Source organism: Phreatobacter sp. (assembly GCF_030691135.1).
Classification (GTDB): Bacteria; Pseudomonadota; Alphaproteobacteria; order Rhizobiales; family Phreatobacteraceae; genus Phreatobacter.
The window spans coordinates 124,451-145,855 of the sequence record NZ_JAUYFA010000039.1 but is presented as its reverse complement, the minus strand read 5'-3'; the positions used below and the strand labels follow the sequence as shown (position 1 = coordinate 145,855).

19 protein-coding genes are annotated in these 21,405 nt (G+C 67.6%); 6 read left to right on the top strand and 13 right to left on the bottom strand.

From position 1 onward, the window contains the following. Positions 1–301 precede the first annotated feature (301 nt). From Q8O26_RS07175 to urtA, 7 genes are all read right to left on the bottom strand, one after another. Entirely contained in the window at positions 302–3,115 is a 2,814-nt protein-coding gene (locus tag Q8O26_RS07175) for a [protein-PII] uridylyltransferase (protein ID WP_305574812.1), read from the bottom strand. A 95-nt stretch (positions 3,116–3,210) separates the two neighbouring features. Next, positions 3,211–4,812 carry a gamma-glutamyltransferase family protein gene (locus tag Q8O26_RS07170; RefSeq protein ID WP_305574811.1) on the bottom strand — a complete coding sequence of 534 codons (1,602 nt, stop codon included), beginning with the start codon at positions 4,810–4,812 and terminating at the stop codon, positions 3,211–3,213. Between the two features lie 88 nt (positions 4,813–4,900). Beyond that, positions 4,901–5,596, bottom strand: a complete 696-nt coding sequence (urtE, locus tag Q8O26_RS07165) for an urea ABC transporter ATP-binding subunit UrtE (RefSeq protein WP_305574810.1) — start codon at positions 5,594–5,596, stop codon at positions 4,901–4,903. 2 nt (positions 5,597–5,598) lie between these two features. Further along, positions 5,599–6,393, bottom strand: coding sequence for an urea ABC transporter ATP-binding protein UrtD (gene urtD, locus Q8O26_RS07160; protein ID WP_371134482.1), 795 nt, complete (start codon positions 6,391–6,393; stop codon positions 5,599–5,601). Between the two features lie 25 nt (positions 6,394–6,418). Continuing rightward, positions 6,419–7,561, bottom strand: coding sequence for an urea ABC transporter permease subunit UrtC (gene urtC / locus Q8O26_RS07155; RefSeq protein ID WP_305574808.1), 1,143 nt, complete (start codon positions 7,559–7,561; stop codon positions 6,419–6,421). Beyond that, positions 7,561–9,150 (bottom strand): urea ABC transporter permease subunit UrtB, encoded by a 1,590-nt coding sequence (gene urtB, locus Q8O26_RS07150; protein ID WP_371134481.1) that lies wholly within the window; start codon positions 9,148–9,150, stop codon positions 7,561–7,563. The genes urtC and urtB overlap by 1 nt, the downstream gene beginning before the upstream one ends. A 188-nt stretch (positions 9,151–9,338) precedes the next feature. Beyond that, positions 9,339–10,583: an urea ABC transporter substrate-binding protein gene (urtA, locus tag Q8O26_RS07145; RefSeq protein WP_305574845.1), complete on the bottom strand. Its 1,245-nt coding sequence runs from the start codon at positions 10,581–10,583 to the stop codon at positions 9,339–9,341. A 386-nt stretch (positions 10,584–10,969) separates the two neighbouring features. Here urtA and Q8O26_RS07140 point away from each other — a divergent pair, with 386 nt between their 5' ends. From Q8O26_RS07140 to Q8O26_RS07125, 4 genes are all read left to right on the top strand, one after another. Beyond that, positions 10,970–12,016, top strand: coding sequence for an acyltransferase family protein (locus Q8O26_RS07140; RefSeq protein ID WP_305574807.1), 1,047 nt, complete (start codon positions 10,970–10,972; stop codon positions 12,014–12,016). Positions 12,017–12,091: 75 nt separating this feature from the next. Continuing rightward, the gene (locus tag Q8O26_RS07135; RefSeq protein ID WP_305574806.1) at positions 12,092–13,477 is read left to right on the top strand and encodes an MFS transporter; all 1,386 of its coding nucleotides are present in this window, start codon (positions 12,092–12,094) and stop codon (positions 13,475–13,477) included. After that, the gene (locus Q8O26_RS07130; protein ID WP_305574805.1) at positions 13,477–14,406 is read left to right on the top strand and encodes a class I SAM-dependent methyltransferase; all 930 of its coding nucleotides are present in this window, start codon (positions 13,477–13,479) and stop codon (positions 14,404–14,406) included. The genes Q8O26_RS07135 and Q8O26_RS07130 overlap by 1 nt, the downstream gene beginning before the upstream one ends. A 41-nt stretch (positions 14,407–14,447) precedes the next feature. Continuing rightward, positions 14,448–15,287, top strand: coding sequence for a 23S rRNA (adenine(2030)-N(6))-methyltransferase RlmJ (locus Q8O26_RS07125; protein ID WP_305574804.1), 840 nt, complete (start codon positions 14,448–14,450; stop codon positions 15,285–15,287). Between the two features lie 9 nt (positions 15,288–15,296). Here Q8O26_RS07125 and Q8O26_RS07120 read toward each other — a convergent pair whose 3' ends face one another. The 4 genes from Q8O26_RS07120 to Q8O26_RS07105 all read right to left on the bottom strand — a co-directional run bounded on the left by Q8O26_RS07120 (position 15,297) and on the right by Q8O26_RS07105 (position 18,305). Further along, positions 15,297–15,419 (bottom strand): hypothetical protein, encoded by a 123-nt coding sequence (locus Q8O26_RS07120; protein WP_305574803.1) that lies wholly within the window; start codon positions 15,417–15,419, stop codon positions 15,297–15,299. 162 nt (positions 15,420–15,581) lie between these two features. Then, positions 15,582–16,469, bottom strand: a complete 888-nt coding sequence (locus Q8O26_RS07115) for an SDR family oxidoreductase (RefSeq protein WP_305574802.1) — start codon at positions 16,467–16,469, stop codon at positions 15,582–15,584. Between the two features lie 34 nt (positions 16,470–16,503). Continuing rightward, complete coding sequence (gene queG / locus Q8O26_RS07110; RefSeq protein WP_371134480.1) at positions 16,504–17,616, bottom strand: tRNA epoxyqueuosine(34) reductase QueG; 1,113 nt, start codon at positions 17,614–17,616, stop codon at positions 16,504–16,506. Then, positions 17,613–18,305: a glutathione S-transferase family protein gene (locus Q8O26_RS07105; protein ID WP_305574801.1), complete on the bottom strand. Its 693-nt coding sequence runs from the start codon at positions 18,303–18,305 to the stop codon at positions 17,613–17,615. Before Q8O26_RS07105 ends, queG begins: the two co-directional genes overlap by 4 nt. A gap of 283 nt (positions 18,306–18,588) precedes the next feature. Between Q8O26_RS07105 and Q8O26_RS07100 the strand changes: the two genes are divergently transcribed. Continuing rightward, complete coding sequence (locus Q8O26_RS07100) at positions 18,589–19,392, top strand: undecaprenyl-diphosphate phosphatase (protein WP_305574800.1); 804 nt, start codon at positions 18,589–18,591, stop codon at positions 19,390–19,392. A 6-nt stretch (positions 19,393–19,398) separates the two neighbouring features. Here the strand turns inward: Q8O26_RS07100 and Q8O26_RS07095 are convergent, their stop codons facing one another. Together Q8O26_RS07095 and Q8O26_RS07090 are read right to left on the bottom strand one after the other, a co-directional pair. Then, complete coding sequence (locus Q8O26_RS07095) at positions 19,399–20,361, bottom strand: complex I NDUFA9 subunit family protein (protein WP_305574799.1); 963 nt, start codon at positions 20,359–20,361, stop codon at positions 19,399–19,401. A gap of 94 nt (positions 20,362–20,455) precedes the next feature. Continuing rightward, positions 20,456–20,929 (bottom strand): YqaA family protein, encoded by a 474-nt coding sequence (locus Q8O26_RS07090; protein ID WP_305574798.1) that lies wholly within the window; start codon positions 20,927–20,929, stop codon positions 20,456–20,458. Positions 20,930–21,051: 122 nt separating this feature from the next. On the opposite strand from Q8O26_RS07090, the gene Q8O26_RS07085 reads away from it, so the two are divergent. Continuing rightward, on the top strand, positions 21,052–21,402 hold the full coding sequence (locus Q8O26_RS07085) for a MarR family winged helix-turn-helix transcriptional regulator (RefSeq protein WP_305574797.1): 351 nt from the start codon (positions 21,052–21,054) through the stop codon (positions 21,400–21,402). Positions 21,403–21,405 lie beyond the last annotated feature (3 nt).

The following is a 21,405-nucleotide window of genomic DNA, read 5'->3' as shown; positions in this document are numbered from 1 at the left end:
CTTCATCGTTCGGCAGGGTTAACGGGCGGCGTCCGGGTGGGTATCCATGGGTGACCTGCCCGACGCCAGTGCGTCCTTCGAGGCTCGGGCTTTGCCCTCGCACCTCAGGATGAGGAGGGTGGTGTTCTGCACCGTCTCTCAAGAGACGCCTGGCTCGGTCTGCGTTCGACGGCGTTGCAAAGCATAGCCCCTCCTCATCCTGAGGTGCGAGCCCTCGGCGATGCGTCAAGCATCGTCCGAGTGCGAGCCTCGAAGGACGCACTCCCGGTCTGCAAACCTCTCCACGGCGTTCCAAGGCCGGTCAGCGCGCGCCCTCGTCCTCCAGGACATTGGTCAGCACCTTGCGGATCGCCGTCTGGCGCTGGGCCGACTGGATCTTCGCGCCCATCAGGTCGGTGACATAGAAGACATCGACGGCGCGCTCCCCGAAGGTCGCGACATAGGCGGAAGCGATGTTGAGGCTGTGGCGGGAGAGGGCCGAGGTCAGGTCGTGCAGGAGCCCCGGGCGGTCGAGGCCGGAGACCTCGATCACCGTGTAGCGGGTCGACCAGGTGTTGTTGATCGAGACGTCCGGAGCAATGCGGAACGTCCGCGAGCGATGGCGCGATGGCGATTTCTTGGCGGCGGCGGCCACTGCCTCGCCGACCTTCATCTCCCCGCGCAGCGCCTTCTCGATGGCGTCGGCGATGCGGCCCGCCCGGCGCTCCTCGTCCTCGTCGCGGTCGAAGGCGCGGGTGATCGAGATGGTGTCGAGCGCGAGGCCGTCGGTGGTGGTGTAGATCTGCGCGCCGACGATGTTGGCGCCCGTCGCGGCGCAGGCTCCGGCGATGATCGACAAGAGCCGCGGGTGGTCCGGGGCGAGAACGGTCAGGTGGATGACGCCCTGGCCGTCGACGAGCTCGATGCGGGTGGCGAGGGAGCGCCCCTCGTCCTCGGCCTGTTTGAGGAAGCGGGCATGTTCGATCTTGGTGGCGAGGTCGACCTTGAGCCAGTAGGCGGCGTAGTGACGGCCGATATAGGTCTCCAGCGCGTCGCCGGAGAGAGCGGGCAGCCTCGCAGGCACAGCGCGGCGGAACTCCTCCTGGGCGATCTCGACGCGGCGGGAGCGGTTGACCTCGGAGAAACCGCCGGTCACGACCGGCTCGGTCTCGTAATAGAGGGTCCGCAGCAACTGGCTCTTCCAGCCGTTCCAGACGCCCGGCCCCACCGCCATGATGTCGGCGGTGGTGAGGATCAGCATCAGCTTCATCCGCTCCAGCGACTGGACGACATTGGCGAAGGTCTCGATGGTCTTGCGCTCGGCGAGGTCGCGCGACTGGGCAATGGTCGACATGACCAGATGCTGCTCGACCAGCCAGGCGACCGTCTCGGTCTCCAGCGCATTGAGGCCGAAGCGCGGGCAGAGCTTGCGGGCGATCTTCGCACCGGCGGTCGAGTGGTCCTCGGGGCGGCCCTTGGCAATGTCGTGCAGGAACAGCGCGACATAGAGCAGGTCGCGGTTGCGCGGCTGCACGGTCTTCACGAGATCGGCGGCGAGGCCGAGGCTCGGATCGCCGCCGCGCTCGATCTGCTGGAGGATGCCGATGCAGCGCAGCAGGTGCTCGTCCACCGTGTAGTGGTGGTACATGTTGAACTGCATCATCGCGACGACCCGGCCGAAATCCGGGACGAAGCGCCCGAGGAGGCCGGCCTCGTTCATCCGCCGCAGAACGATCTCGGGCGTGTTCGCCGAGGTCAGGATGGACAGGAACAGCTGGTTCGCCGCCGGGTCGTTGCGCAGCTTGTCGTCGACGAGCTTCAGCGACTTGGTAAGCAGCCGGATGGCGTCGGGGTGGAAGGCGAGGTTGTAGCGGTCCGCCAGCCAGAACATGCGGATGAGGTTGACGGGATCGCGGGCGAAGGCCTGATCGTCCGCCACCGTGATGCGGTCGTGGTCGATCTGGAAGTCCGGGCTCTCCTTGAAGCCGCGGCGCGACTTCGGCCTGAGCCGCGCGATGAAGCGGTCGAGGACGGGCGCGGGCTTCTCGTGCCGCTCCTCCAGCTCCGCGCAGAGGATGGCGGTGAGATCCCCGACATCCTTGGCGATGAGGAAGTAGTGCTTCATGAAGCGCTCGACATCGACCAGGCCGTTATGGCCGCGGTAGCCGAGACGCGGCGCCAGTTCCCGCTGCAGGTCGAAGGACAGGCGCTCCTCCTGCCGCCCGGTGAGGAAGTGCAGGTGGCAGCGCACGGTCCACAGGAATGTCTCGCAGCGGCGGAACATCTGCGCTTCGCGGCGGGTGAAGACGCCCTTCTTGGCGAGTTCCTCATCGGTCTTCACGCGGTAGGCGTAGCGGGCGATCCAGAACAGCGTGTGCAGGTCGCGCAGGCCGCCCTTGCCGTCCTTGACGTTGGGTTCGACGAGATAGCGGGACTGGCCGGTCTTGCGGTGGCGCTCGTCGCGCTCGGCGAGCTTGGCGGCGACGAATTCGGGCACCGTGTCACGGACGACCTCGGCGACGAAGCGCCGCTCCAGTTCACCGAAGAGCTGCGCGTCGCCCAGGATGTAGCGCGCCTCGAGCAGGGCGGTGCGGATGGTGAAGTCCGTGCGGGCCTGGCGGATGCACTCGTCGACGGAGCGGGTCGCGTGGCCGACCTTCAGCCCCATGTCCCAGAGGCAGTAGAGCATGGCCTCGGCGACGCTCTCGCCCCAGGCCGTCTGCTTGTAGGGCAGCAGGAACAAGAGATCGATATCCGAGCCCGGCGCCAGCATGCCGCGGCCGTAGCCGCCGGTGGCGACGATGGCCATGCGCTCACCGGACGAGGGATTCTCCGAGGGGTAGAGCTGGTCCATGATCCAGCGGTAGAGGGCGCGGATCACATCGTCCTGGAAATGCGACAGGGCCTCGGCGCAGCCGCGCCCGTCGGAGGTCGCGATCAACCGCTCCTCGGCGGTGCGGCGAGCTTCCGCCAGGCGGCGCTTGAGGATCTGGACCACCTCGGCTCGCGCATCCTGGGTCTTGCCGGCGGCGACGGTGATGGTCTCGAGGTCGGCGGCGAGGACGGAGGCCTCGATCAGGGGGCCTCGGATGGCGGCCTGTCGCTTGGCGCGGCTTTCGGGGAGAGACGAATCCATGTCAGGTCTTTGATGGCGCTCGGGATCACGGACCATACGCGCTCTGCTCCGCCGATGCGAGATCGCGGCCGGGCAGCCCAGCCGGGCGGCATCGGCTAGAGGCCCGCGGCGCCGCCGTCGGCGCGCGGATCATGGGCACCGGACAGCGACATGTCCTTGTGCAGCGTGACGCCGCCGGCATGGCCCATCGTGTCGGAATAGGCCTCGTCGAGGATCGCGGTCTGGTGGCCCATAGCGCCGAGCTGGCGCACGAGGCTCTCGTCGAAGCGGTTCTCGAAGCGCAGGCTGGTGACGGAGGAGCCCCAGGTGCGGCCGAGCAGCCAGCGGGGCGCGTCGAGGGCTGCCTCCAGCGGCTGGCCATGGCGGATGTGGCGCTCGAAGATCTGCGCCTGGGTCTGCGGCTGGCCTTCACCGCCCATGGTGCCATAGGCGAGGACGCGCCCGTCCTTCAGCTGCGCCATGGCCGGGTTGAGCGTGTGGAAGGGGCGACGGCCCGGCTCCAGCGGATTGAGCGCGGTGGGGTCGAGGACGAAGCTCGCGCCGCGGTTCTGCATCAGGAAGCCGGTCGATTTCGACACGCAGCCCGAACCGAATTCCCAGTAGATCGACTGGATGTAGGAGACGACGCGTCCCTCCGAATCCGCGGCGCCCATCCAGATCGTGTCGCCGGGAGCCGCCCTGTGCGGCCAGGGAAGGGCGCGATCGAGGGAGACGGCGCCGGCCTCCGCCTTCAGGGCCTCGGCGCGCAGGTGGTCGAGGGGAGAGCCGTCGAGGCGGTCGAAATCGGTGACGAAACGGTCGCGCACGAGGAAGGCGCGCTTCGTCGCCTCGACGATGCGGTGGACGAAGGCGACCGTGTCGGGACGCACGGCGCCATGCATGGCGTCGAGCTGGTCGACGATGCCGAGGATCATCAGCGAGGCGAGGCCCTGCGTCGGCGGCGGCATGTTGTGGATGTCGCCGAAGCTGTGGGCGAGGGTCAGCGGCGTGCGCTCGACGGCGTAATAGGCCTGCAGGTCGGCGCGGGTGATGGGCGAACCCATTTCCTCGAGGTCGCGGGCAAGTTCGCGCGAGACGTCGCCGCGATAGGCGTCCTGGAAGCCCGCCCGCGCCAGATGTTCGAGCGAGTCGGCGAGGGCCGCCTGTTTCATCACCGTCCCTTCGGCCGGCGGCTTGCCGCTGACGAGGAAGGTTTCGGCGAAGCCGGGGCAGTCCTTCAGCTCATAGAGCTTGTCGACGGTGAGGCTCGCTTGCGACCGGCTGACCTTGTAGCCCTCGCGTGCGGCGCGGATCGCCGGCTCCATCATGACCGTGCGCGGCAGGGTGCCGCCCGAGGCCTTGGCCATGGCGTTGGCCAGGCGCCAGCCGCCGACGGCGCCGGGAACGGTCAGGGCCGCCAGGGGCCCGCGCGAGGGGATCTCGTCATGGCCCTTGTCGAGATAGGACTTGAGGGTCGCCCTCTCGCCGGCAAAGCCGCAGGCCTCGATGCCGTGGACCCGCCGGCTCGGCTGGTGGATCAGCCAGAAGCCGTCGCCGCCGAGATGGGTCATGTGCGGATAGACGGCGGCGATGGTGGCCGCCGCGGCGATCATCGCCTCGATGGCGTTGCCGCCTTCCGCCAGGATCTGCCGCCCGGCTTCCGCCGCCGCTGCATGGGGGGCGGCGACGACGCCGCGCGAGAAGGGGCCTTCAGACATGCATGTGCTCTCCGGTGCGGCACGATAGACGAAGCGCGCCGGACATTGAATCGGCAAAGGGGCTGATCAACTGCCGGCGCGGCGGCCCTCAGATCGCCATGCTCCGGTGCAGCGCGTCGCGGTCGACCTCGCCCTTGAGGCCCTGGACCACCACGCGGCCGCGCTCCATCACATAGAAGCGGTCGCCGAGTTCTTCGGCGAAGTCGAGATATTGCTCGACCAGCAGGATGGCGATGTCGCCCTTCTGCCTGAGATAATCGATGGCGCGGCCGATATCCTTGATGATCGAGGGCTGGATGCCTTCCGTCGGCTCGTCCAGCACGATGAGGCGCGGCCGGGTGACCAGCGCCCGGCCGATGGCGAGCTGCTGCTGCTGGCCGCCGGAGAGATCGCCGCCGCGGCGGCCGAGCATGTCCTTGAGCACCGGGAAGAGCGAGAAGATGTCGTCGGGCACCGAGCGGTCGGCACGTTTCAGCGGTGCGAAACCGGTTTCGAGATTTTCCTTCACGGTGAGGAGCGGGAAGATCTCGCGGCCCTGCGGCACATAGGCGATGCCGCGGCGGGCCCGCTCGAAGGGCGGCATGCGGGTGATGTCGCGCCCCTCCCACAGGATCTCGCCGCCGGAGATCGGCTGGTGGCCGATGATGGCGCGCATCAGCGAGGTCTTGCCGACGCCGTTGCGGCCGAGGACGCAGGTGACCTTGCCCGGCTCGACGACGATCGACACGTCGCGCAGCGCCTGGGCGGCGCCGTAGTGGAGGTCGACGTTCTTCACTTCAAGCATGGTCACCGCCCAAGATAGACCTCGATCACCCGCTCGTCCGAACTGACCTGGTCGAGGCTGCCCTCGGCGAGCACCGAGCCCTCGTGCAGGCAGGTGACCTTGACGCCGAGTTCGCGGATGAAGCCCATGTCGTGCTCGACGACGACGACGGAATGGGTCTTGGCGATGTCCTTCAGGAGATCGGCCGTCGCGCCGGTCTCGACGTCGGTCATGCCGGCCGCCGGCTCGTCGACCAGCAGGAGCTTGGGGTCCTGGGCCAGCAGCATGCCGATCTCCAGCCACTGCTTCTGGCCGTGGGAGAGATCGCCGGCAGGGCGCTTCCTGTGGTCGCCGAGCCTGACGATGCCGAGGATATCGTCGACCCGCCGCCAGATCTCCGCCGAATGGCGCGAGAACAGCGTCCCGAAGACGGTGCGGTCGGCCTTCACCGCCATCTCGATATTGTCCTCCACCGTGTGCATCTCGAAGACGGTGGGCTTCTGGAACTTGCGGCCGATGCCGAGATTGGCGATGGACGTCTCGTCGAGCTGGGTGAGATCGACCTGACCGTCGAAGATGACGTCGCCGGCATCCGGCTTGGTCTTGCCGGTGATGATGTCCATCATCGTCGTCTTGCCGGCCCCGTTGGGGCCGATGATGGCGCGCATCTCGCCGGGGGCGATGATCAGCGAGAGGTTGTTGATGGCGCGGAAGCCGTCGAAACTCACCGAGACGCCGTCGAGGTAGAGCAGCGACTGGGTGACCACCTGCGGGCGCTCGATCGCCTTGACCGGATCGCCGGGCAGCTGGGTTTCCATCGGGTCGATCAGCATGGGCCCATCCTCATGCGGCCGGCTGGCTGGCTGATGTGGCTGCCGGCGGTTCTGGCTTGCGCTGCCGGGAGCGCCACCAGTCGGTGAAGGTGCCGAGAATGCCCTTCGGCAGGAACAGCGTGACGAAGATGAACAGGCCGCCGAGGGCGAAGAGCCAGCCCTGCGGGAAGGCGCCGGTGAACCAGCTCTTGGCGAAGTTGACGAGGCCGGCGCCGAGGGCCGCGCCGACGAGCGTGCCGCGGCCGCCGACGGCGACCCAGACGATGGCCTCGATCGAATTGGCGGGCGAGAACTCGCTCGGATTGATGATGCCGACCTGCGGCACGTAGAGCGCGCCGGCGATGCCGGCCATGACCGCCGAGACCGTCCAGACGAAGAGCTTGAAGTTCTCCACCCGGTAGCCGAGGAAGCGGGTGCGCGGCTCGGCGTCGCGGATGGCGATGATGATCTTGCCGGCCTTCGAGGTGACGATGGCGCGGGCGACGAGGTAGCCGGCCATCAGCGCCAGCACCGATAGCGAGAAGAGCACCGCCCGGGTCGTCTGGCTCTGGATGTTGAAGCCGAGGATGTCCTTGAAGTCGGTGAGGCCGTTATTGCCGCCGAAGCCCATGTCGTTGCGGAAGAAGGCCAACATCAGCGCATAGGTGAGGGCTTGGGTGATGATCGACAGATAGACGCCGGTGACGCGGGAGCGGAAGGCGAACCAGCCGAAGACGAAGGCGAGGAGGCCCGGCACCAGGGCCACCATCACCATGGCATAGGGGAAGAACGAGAATCCCCACCAGGCGACGGGCAGTTCCTGCCAGTTCAGGAAGACCATGAAATCCGGCAGGGTCGGATGGGCATAGACGCCGCGCGGGCCGATCTGCAGCATCAGATACATGCCCATGGCATAGCCGCCGAGGGCGAAGAAGGCGCCGTGGCCGAGGGACAGAATGCCGCAATAGCCCCAGACCAGATCGACCGCGATGGCGAGCAGGGCATAGGTCATGTACTTGCCCCAGAGGCCGACGGCCGTGTTCGACACGTGGAACATCGATCCGGGAGGCACCGCGAGGTTCAGCACGGGAACGAGGACAGCGGCGATGCCGAGAAGCACGAGAAAGACCCAGCCGGCACGGTCGATCTTTTCGAAGAGGAACCGCGTGAGCATCATTCCACCGCCCGGCCCTTGAGGGCGAAGAGGCCCCTGGGACGCTTCTGGATGAACAGGATGATGAAGACGAGGAGCAGGATCTTGCCCAGCACCGCGCCTGCATAGGGTTCGAGGAGCTTGTTGGCGATGCCGAGAGTCATGGCGGCGACCAGTGTTCCCCAGAGGTTGCCGACACCGCCGAAGACCACGACCATGAAGCTGTCGATGATGTAGGCCTGGCCGAGATTGGGCGAGACGTTGTCGATCTGGCTGAGGGCGACGCCGGCGAGCCCCGCGATGCCCGAACCGAGCCCGAAGGTGAAGGCGTCGACCCAGTTGGTGCGGATGCCCATGGCGCCCGCCATCCGCCGGTTCTGCGTCACCGCCCGCGTCTGCAGGCCGAATGGGGTGCGTTTGAGGAACACGAGCAGGGCGGCGAAGACGATGGCGGCGAAGACGATGATGGCAAGCCGGTTGGCGGTGATGGCGAGATGGCCGATCTCGATGGAACCGGACATCCAGGAGGGCGTCGTGACCTCGCGGTTGGTGGGGCCGAACCAGGAGCGCACCGCCTGCTGCAGCACGAGGCTGACGCCCCAGGTGGCGAGCAGCGTCTCCAGCGCCCGGCCGTAGAGATGGCGGATGATGAGGCGCTCGATGGCGACGCCGATGGCGCCCGCGACGAGGAAGGCCATGGGCAGGGCGATGAAGAGCGAGGCGTCCATCAGGCCTGGGGCGAAGGTACGGATGACCTGCTGCACCACGAAGGTCGTATAGGCGCCGATCATCACCATTTCGCCATGGGCCATGTTGATCACGCCCATCACGCCGAAGGTGATGGCGAGGCCGATGGCGGCGAGCAGCAGCACCGAGCCGAGTGAAATGCCGTGCCAGACGTTCTGGCCGGCCTCCCAGACCGCGAGGGTGCGGCGGATGCCGACGGCCGCGCTCTCCGCCGCCTCGCGCACCAGCGGCGGCGTCGTCGCCGGCAGCGAGCCGAGCATGGCGAGCGCATCCTGATCGCCGCGGCGCTGGATGATGCCGATGGCGGCGATACGGTCGGCCTCGGAGGCCTGCGGGTTGGCGACGACGACGGCGGCGCGCGCCTCTTCCATCAGCGTCTTGATGCGGGCGTCGCGCTCCTGGCCGATCGCCGCCTCCAGGGCTGCCAGTGCCGTGCCGTCGCGCGACTTGAACACGGCCTCGGCGGCGCTGATGCGGCGGGCCGGGTCGGGATGGAGCAGGGACAGCGCGCCGACGGCCGCGTCGATGGCGCGGCGGACATTGTTGTTGAGGCGCACGGGGCGGGTGGTGCCGATGTCGGCTGCCGGATCGCCTGTGAGGGCGTTGACGAAGGAATTGTCGGGGCGGCGGATGAAGACCGCGCGGTCGCTCGCGCGATAGACGAGGCGGCCGTCGCGCAGCGCCTCGATCACCGGGGCGGCCCGCGGCGAGCCGGAGGTGGCGAGGCCGTTCACGGCGCCGACGATGTCGTTGAAGCTCTCGGTGGCGAAGCGCTGGACGAGGGCGGCGTTGTCCTGCGCCCGCGCGGGACCGGCGAGGATCAGGAAGAACGAGACGAGGGCGGCGAAAAGGCAAGAGGACAGTGCGCCGACATATCCAATCCTCTCCCCCCGCAGAGCGGAGTGATAGGGGCGGGGGCGCAATCTCCCGGAGATGATACCGGGACCGTATCGTGTTGACGCGTTCAAGCTCGGCCCTCGTTGCGAAGCACTGCGGGGGACGAGGGGACGCGCCGCTACCGGTGCGCCCCCCCCCTGTCGTCGGGCCGGGCTCAGCGCGGGGCGCCGCCGCAGCGTCCGGTGCGGACGTTGAAGTTGCCGCAGTTCATCGGCGGACGGTGGTCGGCGATCAGGTCGCGCGAGCCTTCCAGATGCGGCGACCATTCCTGGGCCACCACGGTGCCGGGAGTCTGCCAGACCGTCTGGATCTGGCCATTCTCCTGGATCTCGCCGATCAGCACCGGCTTGGTGATGTGATGGTTCGGCATCATGGTCGAGATGCCGCCGGTCAGGTTCGGCACGGCGATGCCGATCATGGCGCGGCGCACGGCGGTCGCGTCGGTGGTGCCGGCGGCCTCGACCGCCTTCACCCACATGGCGAAGCCGATGACATGGGCCTCCATCGGATCGTTGGTGACGGCCCGCTCGTTCTTCTTGAAGGCGCGCCAGCGGGCGATGAAATCGCGGTTGGCGGGGGTGTCGACCGACTGGAAGTAGTTCCAGGCGGCGAGGTGGCCGACCAGCGGCTTGGTGTCGATGCCGGCCAGTTCCTCTTCACCGACCGAGAAGGCGACGACGGGAATGTCGGTCGCCTTGACGCCCTGGTTGCCGAGCTCCTTGTAAAAGGGGACATTGGCGTCGCCGTTGACCGTGGAGACGACCGCGGTCTTCACGCCGGTCGAGCCGAAGCGCTTGATGGCCGCGACGCGCGTCTGCCAGTCGGAATGGCCGAACGGGGTGTAGTTGGTGGAGATGTCCTCCGCCTTGATGCCCTTGGAGAGAAGGTAGGCCTCAAGGATGCGGTTGGTGGTGCGCGGATAGACGTAGTCGGTGCCTTCCAGCACGAAGCGCTTCACGCCCTCGGCCAGGAGATAGTCGATCGCCGGGATCGCCTGCTGGTTCGGGGCGGCGCCGGTGTAGAAGATGTTCGGCGAGGATTCCTCGCCCTCGTACTGCACGGGATAGAACAGGATCGAGTTCAGTTCCTCGAAGACCGGTAGAACCGACTTGCGGGACACCGAGGTCCAGCAGCCGAAGGTCACGGCCACCTTGGCCTGGGTGATGAGCTCACGGGCCTTCTCGGCGAAGAGCGGCCAGTTCGAGGCGGGATCGACGACGACGGGTTCGAGCTTCCTGCCGAGCACGCCGCCGCGCTTGTTCTGCTCTTCGATGAGCATGAGCATGACGTCCTTCAGCGTGGTCTCGCTGATGGCCATCGTGCCCGACAGCGAATGCAGGATACCGATCTTGATCGGCTCCTGCGCCTTGGCCGGCGCGGCGAGGACGCCGGCTGCCATGGCGGCGCCGGCGACGAGGCCGAGCACTTTTGATTTGAGGTTCAACATGGAGAGTTCCCGTTACTGGTTCCGCCCCGGGCTACGGCAGCCAGACCATTGCCCGATGGCCGATGTCTCTTCGCAACGGGCGTGCCAGCGCGGGATTTGTCGGCCAATCCTTTGACTCTGTTTTTGAATCATCTTTTGTCCTGTCGTTGCGGCAAGGGGCGCGCACCGCGGCTGCATGGCCCGCCATGCAATACGCCTTGTTTTTAGGCAGGTATCATTGCCTGCGATTGCAGCAGGGGCGCGGTGCCCGCCTCGATGGTCGGCTTAGGCTTTGTGAAGGGTTGCCGGGCTAGTCTCGACGCCCAGAACGCGGCGCCGGCCGCGCGCGGGGTTTCGCCATGAGTCCGCCAGCCATCACTGCCGAGGAGCGCCATCCCGCCGCAATCGTCGCACCGGCGGCCGGGTCCCGTGCGCGCCTGCTCGACATCGACACCGCGAAGGGTATCGGCATCGTCCTGGTGGTGGTCGGGCACGTCGTGTCCCAGCAGGTCCCCGCCGGCCACGACTGGTATCAGCATCTCAAGACGGCGATCTATCTCTTCCACATGCCGTTCTTCATGTATCTGAGCGGCTACGTGCTTGGCTATGCCGGCAGCGACCGCACCGAGGGCGCGGTGCGTTTCATCGCGCGGCGGGCGGACCGGCTGCTGCTGCCCTTTTTCGCCTTCGGGCTGATCATCATCGCCGGCAAGATGGTCTTTTCCCAGATCGTCCACGTCGACAACACGCAGGACGGCCTGCTCGCCTATCTCGACGGTCTCTTCGTCCATACGAGCCGCAGCCCCGCGACCTCCGTCTGGTATCTCTACGCGGCCTTCGTCTATGCGCTGGTCTTCCGCTTCGTCGTCGTACCGTTCCCGCGCATGTTGCCCGCCCTCATCGGGCTCGGCCTGGTCCTGACGCAGATCGAGGTCGAGAGCCTCCTCTATGCCGACCGCGTGCTGCGCCACGCCGCCTTCTTCTTCATCGGCGTCTGGCTGGGGCAGCGGCGCGGCCTCATGGCGGAGCTTCTGGAGCGGCGGGGCTGGCTCGCGGTCGCGCTCTTCGCCGCCCTGCTGACCGCCGCCCAGTGGCTGGCGAACCCGCTGATCGGCCTCGCCGTGGCGCTCGCCGCGATCCCGGCGCTGCATTTCGCCGCGACACGGCTGGCGGCCGCGAACGATCCGGTCTTTCTGTTCTTCGGCCGCTATACCATGGCCATCTATCTCTTCAACACGATCTGCATCGGCCTGGTGAAGGGCTTCGGCTTCCTCGTGGTCAAATGGGACGGCAACGCCTTCTATGTCTATGTCGTCGTGCTGACGCTCGTGGGCCTGTTCCTGCCGGTGCTGATCCGCCTGGTGATCGAGCGCCTGACACCGCCGCTGGCGCGCTATATCAAGTGAGGTGCGCGGCCGCGTTGAGCTTTCGTTAACCATGATCGCGTCACCTGCGCGAGGACGGTCAGCGCGGAGGACGACATGAGCACGGGTCAGGTCGCCGTCGAGCCGGAGGCTCCGGCGCGGCGCAGCTGGGGCGAGGCGGCGGCGGTCTATTTCCGGCGCGACGTGCTGGTCGTCCTGTTCCTCGGCTTTTCGGCCGGCCTGCCGCTGGCCCTGTCCGGGTCGACCCTGCTGGTCTGGATGGCGGAAAGCTCGGTCAATCTGTCGACCATCGGCCTCTTCGCCCTCGTCGGCACGCCCTACACGATCAAGTTCCTGTGGGCGCCGGTGGTCGATGCCCTCGACATTCCCGTCCTCTGCCGTCTGTTCGGCCGCCGCCGCGGCTGGCTGATCTTCAGCCAGATCATGCTGATGGCGGCGATCGTCTTCCTCGGCTTCCAGAACCCTGACGTCTCGCCCTTCATGATCGCGCTGGGGGCGGTGCTGGTGGCGCTTGCCTCGGCGACGCAGGACATCGTCATCGACACCTACCGGGTCGAGAAGCTCGACGTATCGGAACAGGCCGCCGGCGTCGGCGCCTATGTCGCGGCCTATCGCATCGGGATGCTCGTCTCCACCGCCGGAGCCCTCTTCATCGTCTCCTATTTCGAGAAGGTCCAGGGCTTCGACAAGGCCTCCGCCTGGACCTTCGGCTATGTGGTGATGGCGGGCTTCGTCGTCGTCGGCATGGTGACGACGCTGGTGGCACGCGAGCCGGGTCGTTCGGCGGAAGCGGCCAGGGGCCTTGCCGGCGAGAACCAGCTGGCGCGGGTCTGGAAGGCGGCGATCGGCGCCTTCTCCGAGTTCCTGACCCGCGATGCGGCCCTCGCCATCCTCGCCTTCGTCATCCTGTTCAAGCTCTGCGACGCCTTCGTCGGGGCGATGACCGGACCCTTCGTCATCCGCGGCATGGGCTACTCGCGCGAGGAATATGCGGCGATCGTCAAGGGCCTCGGCCTGGCGGCGACGCTGGCCGGCGGGTTCGCCGGCGGCTTCGTCGCCCGCGGCCTCGACCTGCGGACCTGCCTGTGGCTCGCCGCCTTCCTGCAGATGGGATCCAACCTCGTCTTCGCCCTGCAGGCGGTGATGCCCGCCAGCTATGCCATGCTCGCCTTCGTCATCGTCGCCGAGAATTTCACCGGTGCCATCGGCACGGTGATCTTCGTCGCCTACCTCTCGTCGCTCTGCCAGTCACCGCTGCACACGGCGACGCAATATGCGCTCTTGTCGGCGCTGTCGGCCGTCGGGCGGACCTATATCTCCGCACCCGCCGGCTTTGTCGCCGCGGAGACCGGCTGGTTCTGGTTCTTCGTCCTGTCCTGCCTGACGGCCATCCCCAGCCTCGTCCTCCTGTGGTGGCTGCAGAGCCGCGGCCACTTCGCCTTCCTGACCCGGCCGACGGGCAGGCTTTCGGCCGACGACTGATGGGGCCGCAAGCCTTCCGCTCATCCGGCGACCTTCTCGCCGACCGCCGCTTCGACTATGCCATGGCGGCCAAGGCCGATGGCGACCTGACAGCGGCCGCCGATCTCCTCGTCCAGGCGCTGGAGATCGCGCCGCACTGGGCCGCCGGATGGTTCACCCTCGGCGAGGTCGAGATGGCGCGGGGCGACCATGGCGCGGCCGCCACGGCGTTCCGCCAGGCGCTCGACCGGGATCCGACCGACATGTTCGGGGCGCAGCTGATGCTCGCCCGCCTCGGCGAAGTCGGCGCCGCCGAGGCGATGACGCCGGCCTATGTGACGGCTCTCTACGAGGATTACGCGCCGCGCTTCGAGCAGGCGCTGCGCGAGGGGCTGGCCTATCGCGGTCCGGAAGTCCTCCTCGACGCGGTGACGCGCGCCCGCGCGGCCTCCGGAGAACCCCTCCGCTTCGACCGCGTTCTCGATCTGGGCTGCGGCACCGGGCTGGCAGGCGAGGTCTTCGCGCCTTTCGCCGGCACCATCGACGGCGTCGACCTCTCGGGGCGGATGGTCGAGATCGCCCGGCGCAAGGGGATCTATGAGCGCCTCGCCGTCAGCGACCTGGCGGCCCATCTGGCAGCTCTGCCCGATGCCTCCGCCGACCTTCTGGTGGCCGCCGACGTGTTCATCTACTGCGCCGATCTCGGGCCGATCCTCGCCGAGGCTGGCCGAGTCCTGTCGAAGGCCGGCCTCTGCGCCTTCACCGTCGAGAGCCATGACGGCGACGGCGTCGTCCTCGGTGCCGGGCTCCGCTATGCCCATGCCGAACCGGTGCTGCAGGAGGCACTGGCGGCCGGAGGCCTTCGCCCCGTCGTCTTCGAGCCGGCGACGACGCGCCGGGAGGCCGGACAACCGGTTCCCGGCTGGCTGGTCGTCGCCTGCCGGGCATGAAAAGTTGACCTCGGCGGTAATGCCGGTCACAGCCTTCCTGCATGAACTATCGCCACGCCTTCCACGCGGGAAATCCGGCCGACGTCATCAAGCACGCGGTGTTCGCCTTCATCCTCGCGCATATGATGCAGAAGGATACGCCGCTCCGCGTCGTCGACACCCATGCCGGCACCGGCCGCTATGACCTGACCTCCGACCCCGCCGAGCGGACGGGTGAATGGGTGGAGGGCATCGGCCGGCTGTGGGGCAAGGATCTGCCGGAGCCGCTGGCGGTCTTTCTCGATCCCTATCTCGACGTCGTCGCGCGGCTCAATCCGGACGGCCGGCTGACGCATTATCCCGGCAGTCCCGAGATCGCGCGGCTGATGACCCGCCCGATCGACGGGTTGACATTCTGCGAGCTCCACCCGGAGGATTCCCGGACGCTGGCATCGCTCTTCCATGCGGAGAAACGCGCCAAGGTCATCACGCTCGACGGCTGGCTGGCGCCCAAGGCCTTCCTGCCGCCGAAGGAGAAGCGCGGGCTCGTCCTGATCGATCCTCCCTTCGAAAGACGCGGCGATTATGACCGTCTCGCCGAGGCTCTGGCCAACGGCGTGCGCCGCTTCGCGACGGGGGTCTTCGTGCTCTGGTACCCGGTGAAGGATCCGCTTGAGGTGAAGCGCTTCCACCGGATGATCGCCGATCTCGCGATTCCGAAATGCCTCACCATCGAGGCGACCTGGCGCGTCGTTGACGGTCAGCGCCTGTCGGGAGCCGGTCTGGTGACCGTCAACGCCCCCTATACGCTCGCGCCGGTCATCCGTGCGGCCGGTCAGTTGCTGTGGAACGCCCTGAACGTTCCTGCGGGCCGGCTTCTGGTGTCCGGCGACGCGTCCTGAGCCCGGATCTTACGGGTCGGTGCGCAGATTCATCTGCTTGGCCGTGTCGATGACGAAGAGCGCGAGTGCCGCGCCAACGCCGAGACCGATGAGAATGATGGCCAAGTCTGCAATGCCGATATCGATCATCATGACATACCCCTAAGGCTCGGGTGACGGTCGTCATCCGCGGCACCGGCCGTCGGGAAGGCGTGCGGCTGACGAACGAGGGGTATGGTTCCGTGATTTGTGCGTCGCAGCAATGCTGTCACGACTATGCTGCAATGCAATATCAAGATGACTCTGCGGAACTCCCTAGCGCCTGCCGTCGCCCCCGGCGGCCAATGCCCGGAGCGCCGCCTTGAAGTTTGGATGCAACAGCTTAACGGACAGTTCAGTTTTCAGCCTCATGTTGCTGACCCTTTTGCACTCGCCATAGAAGCTCCGCCCCATGGGCGAGAGGCCGCTCTCCTCGAAGGGGACCTCTGGCGGCGGCGGAACGCCCATCAGTTCCGCCGCATAGGTGATGACGTCCTGGGGCGGCGAGGGCTCGTCGTCGGTGACATTGACGATGCCGTTGTAACGGCGGGCGAAGCTCGCCAGCACCGCCTGGGCGATGTCATCCACGTAAATGCGGTTGAAGACCTGGCCCGGCTTGATGATTCGCCGCGCCGTGCCACGCGCCAGATTGACCAGAGCGTTCTGCCCCGGCCCGTAGATGCCGGAAAGGCGCAGGATGGCGACCGGTACGCCATGCGCCGCGCCATAGGCTGTCCAGGCGCGCTCCGCCTCCAGTCTTTCAAAGCTGCGCGGGCTCGCCGGTCGCGGTTCGGTGGTCTCGTCCACCCAGCCGCCCGCATGGTCACCGTAGACGCCGACGGTGGAGAGATAGGCGATGGCCTTTGCCGGATGGGCCGCAAGAGCCACGGCGCAGGCCCTGAGGACGGGGTCGCCGGCTTCGTCCGGCGGGGCGGAGACCAGGATGTGGTCGGCTGTGTCAATGGCCGCGGCGAGGTCCGACGACAGGGCCGTGCCGTCGAAAGGCAGCATGGTGACGGCGCGTCCCTCGACGGGCGCCGAGGACAGGGCGGCGGCCCGTTCGGCCGAGCGGACCGTCGCGGTGATCCGGGTGGTGGCGGCCGGTGTGGCGCGCAGCACCGCGCGGGATGAATAGCCGAGGCCGAAAACGAGGAGATGCGTCATGGGATGAGCTTGCGGTTGGCGATCGGGGAGGAGCTTAGGGGATGGGTGCCCACTCGGCGAGCACGTCGGGATCGTCCTCGCTGGCCGGCGGCCGCGCGGGCAGGCGTTCCGGCGCCAGTTGCCGCAGAGCCCAGACGGCCGCGCCGCGGACGGCCGGGGCGGGATCGGCGAGGAGGTCGAAGGCGGGCGGCACGAGGGTCGGGTCGTCGCTGTTGCCGATGGCGATCAGCACATTGCGGACGAAGCGGTCGCGGCCGATGCGTTTCACCGGGCTCTTGGCGAAGAGCACGCGGAAAGCGGCGTCGTCGAGCCGCGCCAGATCGGCGAGGGCGGGGCGCTTCAGGTGCTCGCGCGCCGCCAGTTTCAGGTTGCGCCCGGTCTCGGCGAACTTGTTCCAGGGGCAGGCGGCGAGACAATCGTCGCAGCCATAGATGCGGTTGCCCATGGGCTTGCGGAATTCGTGCGGGATCGGGCCCTTGTGCTCGATGGTGAGGTAGCTGATGCAGCGCCGCGCATCGAGGGCATAGGGACGCGGAAAGGCGTCGGTCGGGCAGATGGCGAGGCAGGCGCGGCACGAGCCGCAATGATCGCGCTCGGCAGCGTCGGCGGGAATCTCCAGCGTCGTCATGATGGCGCCGAGGAAGAGCCAGGAGCCGAAGTCGCGGGAGACGAGGTTGGTGTGCTTGCCCTGCCAGCCGAGGCCGGCGGCGGCCGCCAGCGGTTTTTCCATCAAAGGGGCGGTGTCGACGAAGACCTTGAGCGCGCACCCGGTTTCCTCCACCAGCCAGCGGGCCAGCGCCTTCAGCCGCGCCTTGATGACCTCGTGATAATCGTCGCCGCGGGCATAGACGGAGATCAGGCCGCGGTCATGGTCTCTCAGGCCGTCGAGCGGGTTTTCGTCCGGCCCATAATTGACGCCGAGCATGATGAGGGAACGGCCCTCGGGCCACATGGCATTGGGGTGGGATCGCCGTTCCAGGGTCTCCGCCATCCAGTGCATCGATCCGTGATGACCGGCCTCGATAGCCTCGGCGAGGCGTTGGCCGGCCTCGGGAATGGCGTCAGGGCGGGTGAAGCCGATCGCATCGAACCCTTCGGCGCGGGCCTGCGCGGTGATGGCGGCACGCAGCGCGACAGTGTCGCTCAGAAGTCGAGATCGGCGTAGCTCGCGCTCGGCTGCATGCCGACCACGCGGTCGTTCAGCAGGGTGCGGAAGGACGGGCGCGATTTCACCCGCGCATACCAGTCCCTCGCTGCCGCGTCGTCGTTCCACGAAACCTCGCCCAGATAGTCCACCACCGACAGATGCGCGGCGGCCGCCAGATCGGCGTAGCTCATCTGAGGGCCGGCGAGCCAGTCGCTCCGCGCCGCCAGCCACCCCACATAGGCCAGATGATAGCGGATATTGGCGCGCGCGGCGCGCAGCGCCGTCGTGTTGGGCGCGCCGTCGCCGTATTCGGCCGGGATGAACCGCTTGTCGATCTTCTCTTCCACCAGAGGACCCGACACTTCCTCGAAGAACTTGCCGTGGAACCAGCGCATCAGGCGGCGCACCTCGATGCGGTGCAGGATGGCCTCGGGCATCAGGCGGCGATCGGCGGGCAGGGTGTCGGTGTCGTCGAGCCAGCCGGCGACGCCCTCGGGACCGGGAACGGCGACGCCTTCCGACAGTTCCAGAACCGGCGTCGTCCCCTCGGGATTGATCCGCAGGAACTCGGTCCGGCGCTCCCACGGCTTCACCTCGACGAGTTCCGCCTCGAGACCACGTTCGGCAAGCACGAGGCGCACAAAGCGGGAATGCGGGCAGAAAAATCGATGGTGGAGAGTGAGTCCCATGCGCCCCAGACCTGAATGACCGCAATCGAGGGTCCCGATGTGGTTTTTCGATGACAATGCGGGTGGAGGCGGGTGCATAGCGCCATGGCGGCAGGGAAACAACCGCAGGATTTGCCGATCGGCCTTCACGATCCGTCATGGTTGACCTTTGGTGAACAGGCCGTGCGATGCGCGGACCTCAGCACTTTCACGGAGGCGCATGCTTAACCGGACATGAAGACAGTCGTGGCTATGACAGGGGCAGAGCCGGCGTTCCGGCTGTTGCGACGCGACCGAGGTCAACATGGACATCGTCAATCTGGCCAAGGCGCTGGTCCTCGGCGTGGTGGAGGGGGCGACCGAGTTCATTCCGGTCTCGTCGACGGGACACCTGATCCTGATCGGCCATTTCCTCGGCTTCAAATCGACGGGGAAGACCTTCGAGGTGCTGATCCAGCTCGGGGCGATCCTCGCCATCCTGCTGGTCTATTTCTCCCGCCTGCTCGGCGTCGTCCTGTGCCTGCCGACCGATGCCTGGGCGCGGCGCTTCGTCGTCTCCGTCCTCGTCGCCTTCCTGCCGGCGGCGGCGCTCGGCGCGCTGCTGCACGGCCAGATCAAGGCGATTTTCGAACGTCCCGATCTGGTCTGCGTGGCGCTGATCCTCGGCGGAATCGTCCTGCTCGTCGTCGATCGGATGAAGCTCGAGGTCCGCGAGGACAATGCCTTCCGCTTCTCGCCCTGGCTGGCGCTGAAGATCGGCCTGTGCCAGTGCGCCGCGCTTTTTCCGGGCGTCTCGCGGTCGGGCGCCACCATCGTCGGGGCCCTGCTGATGGGCACGTCCAAGCGCGCCGCCGCCGAGTTCTCGTTCTTCCTCGCCATGCCGACCATGGCGGGGGCCTTCGCCTACGACCTCTACAAGAACCACAAGATCCTGGACTTCTCCGACGTCACGACGATCGGCGTCGGCTTCGTCGCTGCCTTCATCTCCGGCCTCTTCGTGGTGCGCTTCCTGCTCGACTATGTCAGCCGCCACGGCTTCACGCTCTTTGCCGTGTGGCGGATCGTGGTCGGCTCGGCCGGGCTCGTGGGGCTCTACCTGATGCGCTGAGGGCGGTCAGCGCGTCGATTCGGTGAACTGGCCCTGCCGGCGGAAACGCCAGAGATAGGTGGGGACGACCGCCTCCACCGACTGGGGCTGGATGCCGAGCCCCTCGAGGGTCCGCCCCTCGGCCTTGGCGGCCTCGCTCACGACATTGTCGGCGCGCAGCAGTTCGACCTGATCCTCGGTCAGCATCGGCTTGGGCAGAAGCTGCAGGATCTTGGCCTGCAGGCGGGCGACGCCGAAGGGCAGCGACACCAGCAGGCGCTTGCGCTGGATCGTCGCCAGCACGAATTCCAGCAGGTCGCGGAAGCTCTTCACCGCGGGGCCGCCGAGTTCATAGACGGCGCCGGGCTTGGTCTGGCCGTCCACGGCGGCCATCACGGCCTGCGCCACATCGCCGACAAAGACCGGCTGGAACCGCGTCTCGCCGCCACCGACCAGCGGCAGGACCGGCGACATCTGCGCCATGCCGGCGAAGCGGTTGAAGAAATCATCCTCCGGTCCGAAGACGATGGAGGGCCGCAGGATCACCGCGTCGGGGACTTCGCTCAGCACGGCGGCCTCGCCGGCCGCCTTGGTGCGTGCATAGAGCGCGGTGCTGTCCGCATCGGCGCCGATGGCCGAGAGGTGGATGAGGCGGGCGCCCGCCTCCGCCGCCGCCTTGGCGACGGTCGCGGCACCGCGGGCCTGGACGGAATCGAATTTCTGCCGGCCGGTCTCGAAGAGGATGCCGACGCAGTTGATGACGATCTCGGAGCCCATCACCGCCTGGCGGACCGAATCGGGATAGCGCAGGTTGGCCTGCACGGCATGGATCTGCCCCACCGCGCCGAGCGGCTGCAGATGACCGGCGAGATCGGGACGGCGGACAGCGACGCGGATCCGGAAGCCGCGTTTGGCGAGGGCACGCACGACATGTCGGCCGACGAATCCCGAACCGCCGAAGACGGTGACGAGCCTGTCGTAGGTCTGCATCGCGATAGCCTCTCGCAGTCACGGGGAATGCGCCGTGATTAGTGCATTTCACCGGTGAGGTACAGGGGCGGCGGCGCGGATGGGCGCCGTCCGGTCAGCTCCACCAGGCGATGATCCCGGCCGCCGCCGCCCAGACTGCGGCATAGCGCAACGTGCGGGCGAGGCCCGTGATCAGCGCCGTCGGCAGGGCGGGATAGCGCGCCATGCCGGCGACGAGGGTAATGGGGTCGCCGATGACCGGCAGCCAGCACAGCAGCAGGGTCGCCCAGCCGTATCGGGTGAACAGCCGCGTGGCGCGGGCGAAGCTTTCGGGCGGCAGCCGGAACCGCCGCATCCAGGCATGGCCGCGCTCGCTGTCGGCGCCGCGGGCGATCTGCGTGCCGATCCACCAGCTCGTCATGCCGCCGGCCGTATTGGCGATGGCCGCGACGAGGAACAGCGCGAAGGGGCTGGACGTGCCGGCGGCGAGGAGCGCGACGAAGACCGCTTCCGATCCTCCCGGCAGGAGGGTGGCGGCGGTGAAGGCGGCGAGGGCCATGGTCGTCAGCGTGGCGAGGTCGGCGACCACAGGGCGCTCCGGGTTAACTCTCGCCTCATGCCATGGCGGATGGCGCTTGCACAGTGGGCCGCGGGGCCTTTTACTACGGGTCCGAAACGAGTTGTCCCGAGTGTCTTCCGGTAGCGTATCCCATGGCCGTCGCGTTGCGCCCGTCCCAGGCGATGAAGCTGATGCACGACGTGTCGCTGGCCCTGGTGCGCGACGGCGAACCCGATCTCTCCTCGCGCCAGCTCGCCATCCTGCTCACCATCTATCTCGAGCCGCCGCCCCATCACGTCCGCGATCTCGCCCGCAAGCTCGGCGTCACCAAGCCGGTCATCACCCGCGCCCTCGACAGTATGGGCAAGCTCGAGCTCGTCTCGCGCCGCCGCGACGAGAACGACCGGCGGGACGTGGTCATCCAACGTACGGTGAAGGGCGCGCTCGCGGTCGAAAGGCTGGGCGATCTCGTCTCCGAACATGCCGGCCTGCTGCCGCCCTGAGCC

What these genes read in the sequence shown, in the direction of transcription:
- urtA (WP_305574845.1), bottom strand. Translation starts at nt 10,583, where the DNA reads ATGGCAGCCGGCGTCCTCGCCGCGCCGGCCAAGGCGCAGGAGCCGATC.
- urtD (WP_371134482.1), bottom strand. Translation starts at nt 6,393, where the DNA reads ATGGAAACCCAGCTGCCCGGCGATCCGGTCAAGGCGATCGAGCGCCCG.
- Q8O26_RS07105 (WP_305574801.1), bottom strand. Translation starts at nt 18,305, where the DNA reads ATGGGACTCACTCTCCACCATCGATTTTTCTGCCCGCATTCCCGCTTT.
- Q8O26_RS07120 (WP_305574803.1), bottom strand. Translation starts at nt 15,419, where the DNA reads ATGATGATCGATATCGGCATTGCAGACTTGGCCATCATTCTCATCGGT.
- Q8O26_RS07100 (WP_305574800.1), top strand. Translation starts at nt 18,589, where the DNA reads ATGGACATCGTCAATCTGGCCAAGGCGCTGGTCCTCGGCGTGGTGGAG.
- Q8O26_RS07175 (WP_305574812.1), bottom strand. Translation starts at nt 3,115, where the DNA reads ATGGATTCGTCTCTCCCCGAAAGCCGCGCCAAGCGACAGGCCGCCATC.
- urtE (WP_305574810.1), bottom strand. Translation starts at nt 5,596, where the DNA reads ATGCTTGAAGTGAAGAACGTCGACCTCCACTACGGCGCCGCCCAGGCG.
- Q8O26_RS07125 (WP_305574804.1), top strand. Translation starts at nt 14,448, where the DNA reads ATGAACTATCGCCACGCCTTCCACGCGGGAAATCCGGCCGACGTCATC.
- Q8O26_RS07170 (WP_305574811.1), bottom strand. Translation starts at nt 4,812, where the DNA reads ATGTCTGAAGGCCCCTTCTCGCGCGGCGTCGTCGCCGCCCCCCATGCA.
- Q8O26_RS07140 (WP_305574807.1), top strand. Translation starts at nt 10,970, where the DNA reads ATGAGTCCGCCAGCCATCACTGCCGAGGAGCGCCATCCCGCCGCAATC.
- Q8O26_RS07130 (WP_305574805.1), top strand. Translation starts at nt 13,477, where the DNA reads ATGGGGCCGCAAGCCTTCCGCTCATCCGGCGACCTTCTCGCCGACCGC.
- Q8O26_RS07115 (WP_305574802.1), bottom strand. Translation starts at nt 16,469, where the DNA reads ATGACGCATCTCCTCGTTTTCGGCCTCGGCTATTCATCCCGCGCGGTG.
- Q8O26_RS07085 (WP_305574797.1), top strand. Translation starts at nt 21,052, where the DNA reads ATGGCCGTCGCGTTGCGCCCGTCCCAGGCGATGAAGCTGATGCACGAC.
- Q8O26_RS07135 (WP_305574806.1), top strand. Translation starts at nt 12,092, where the DNA reads ATGAGCACGGGTCAGGTCGCCGTCGAGCCGGAGGCTCCGGCGCGGCGC.
- Q8O26_RS07095 (WP_305574799.1), bottom strand. Translation starts at nt 20,361, where the DNA reads ATGCAGACCTACGACAGGCTCGTCACCGTCTTCGGCGGTTCGGGATTC.
- urtC (WP_305574808.1), bottom strand. Translation starts at nt 7,561, where the DNA reads ATGCTCACGCGGTTCCTCTTCGAAAAGATCGACCGTGCCGGCTGGGTC.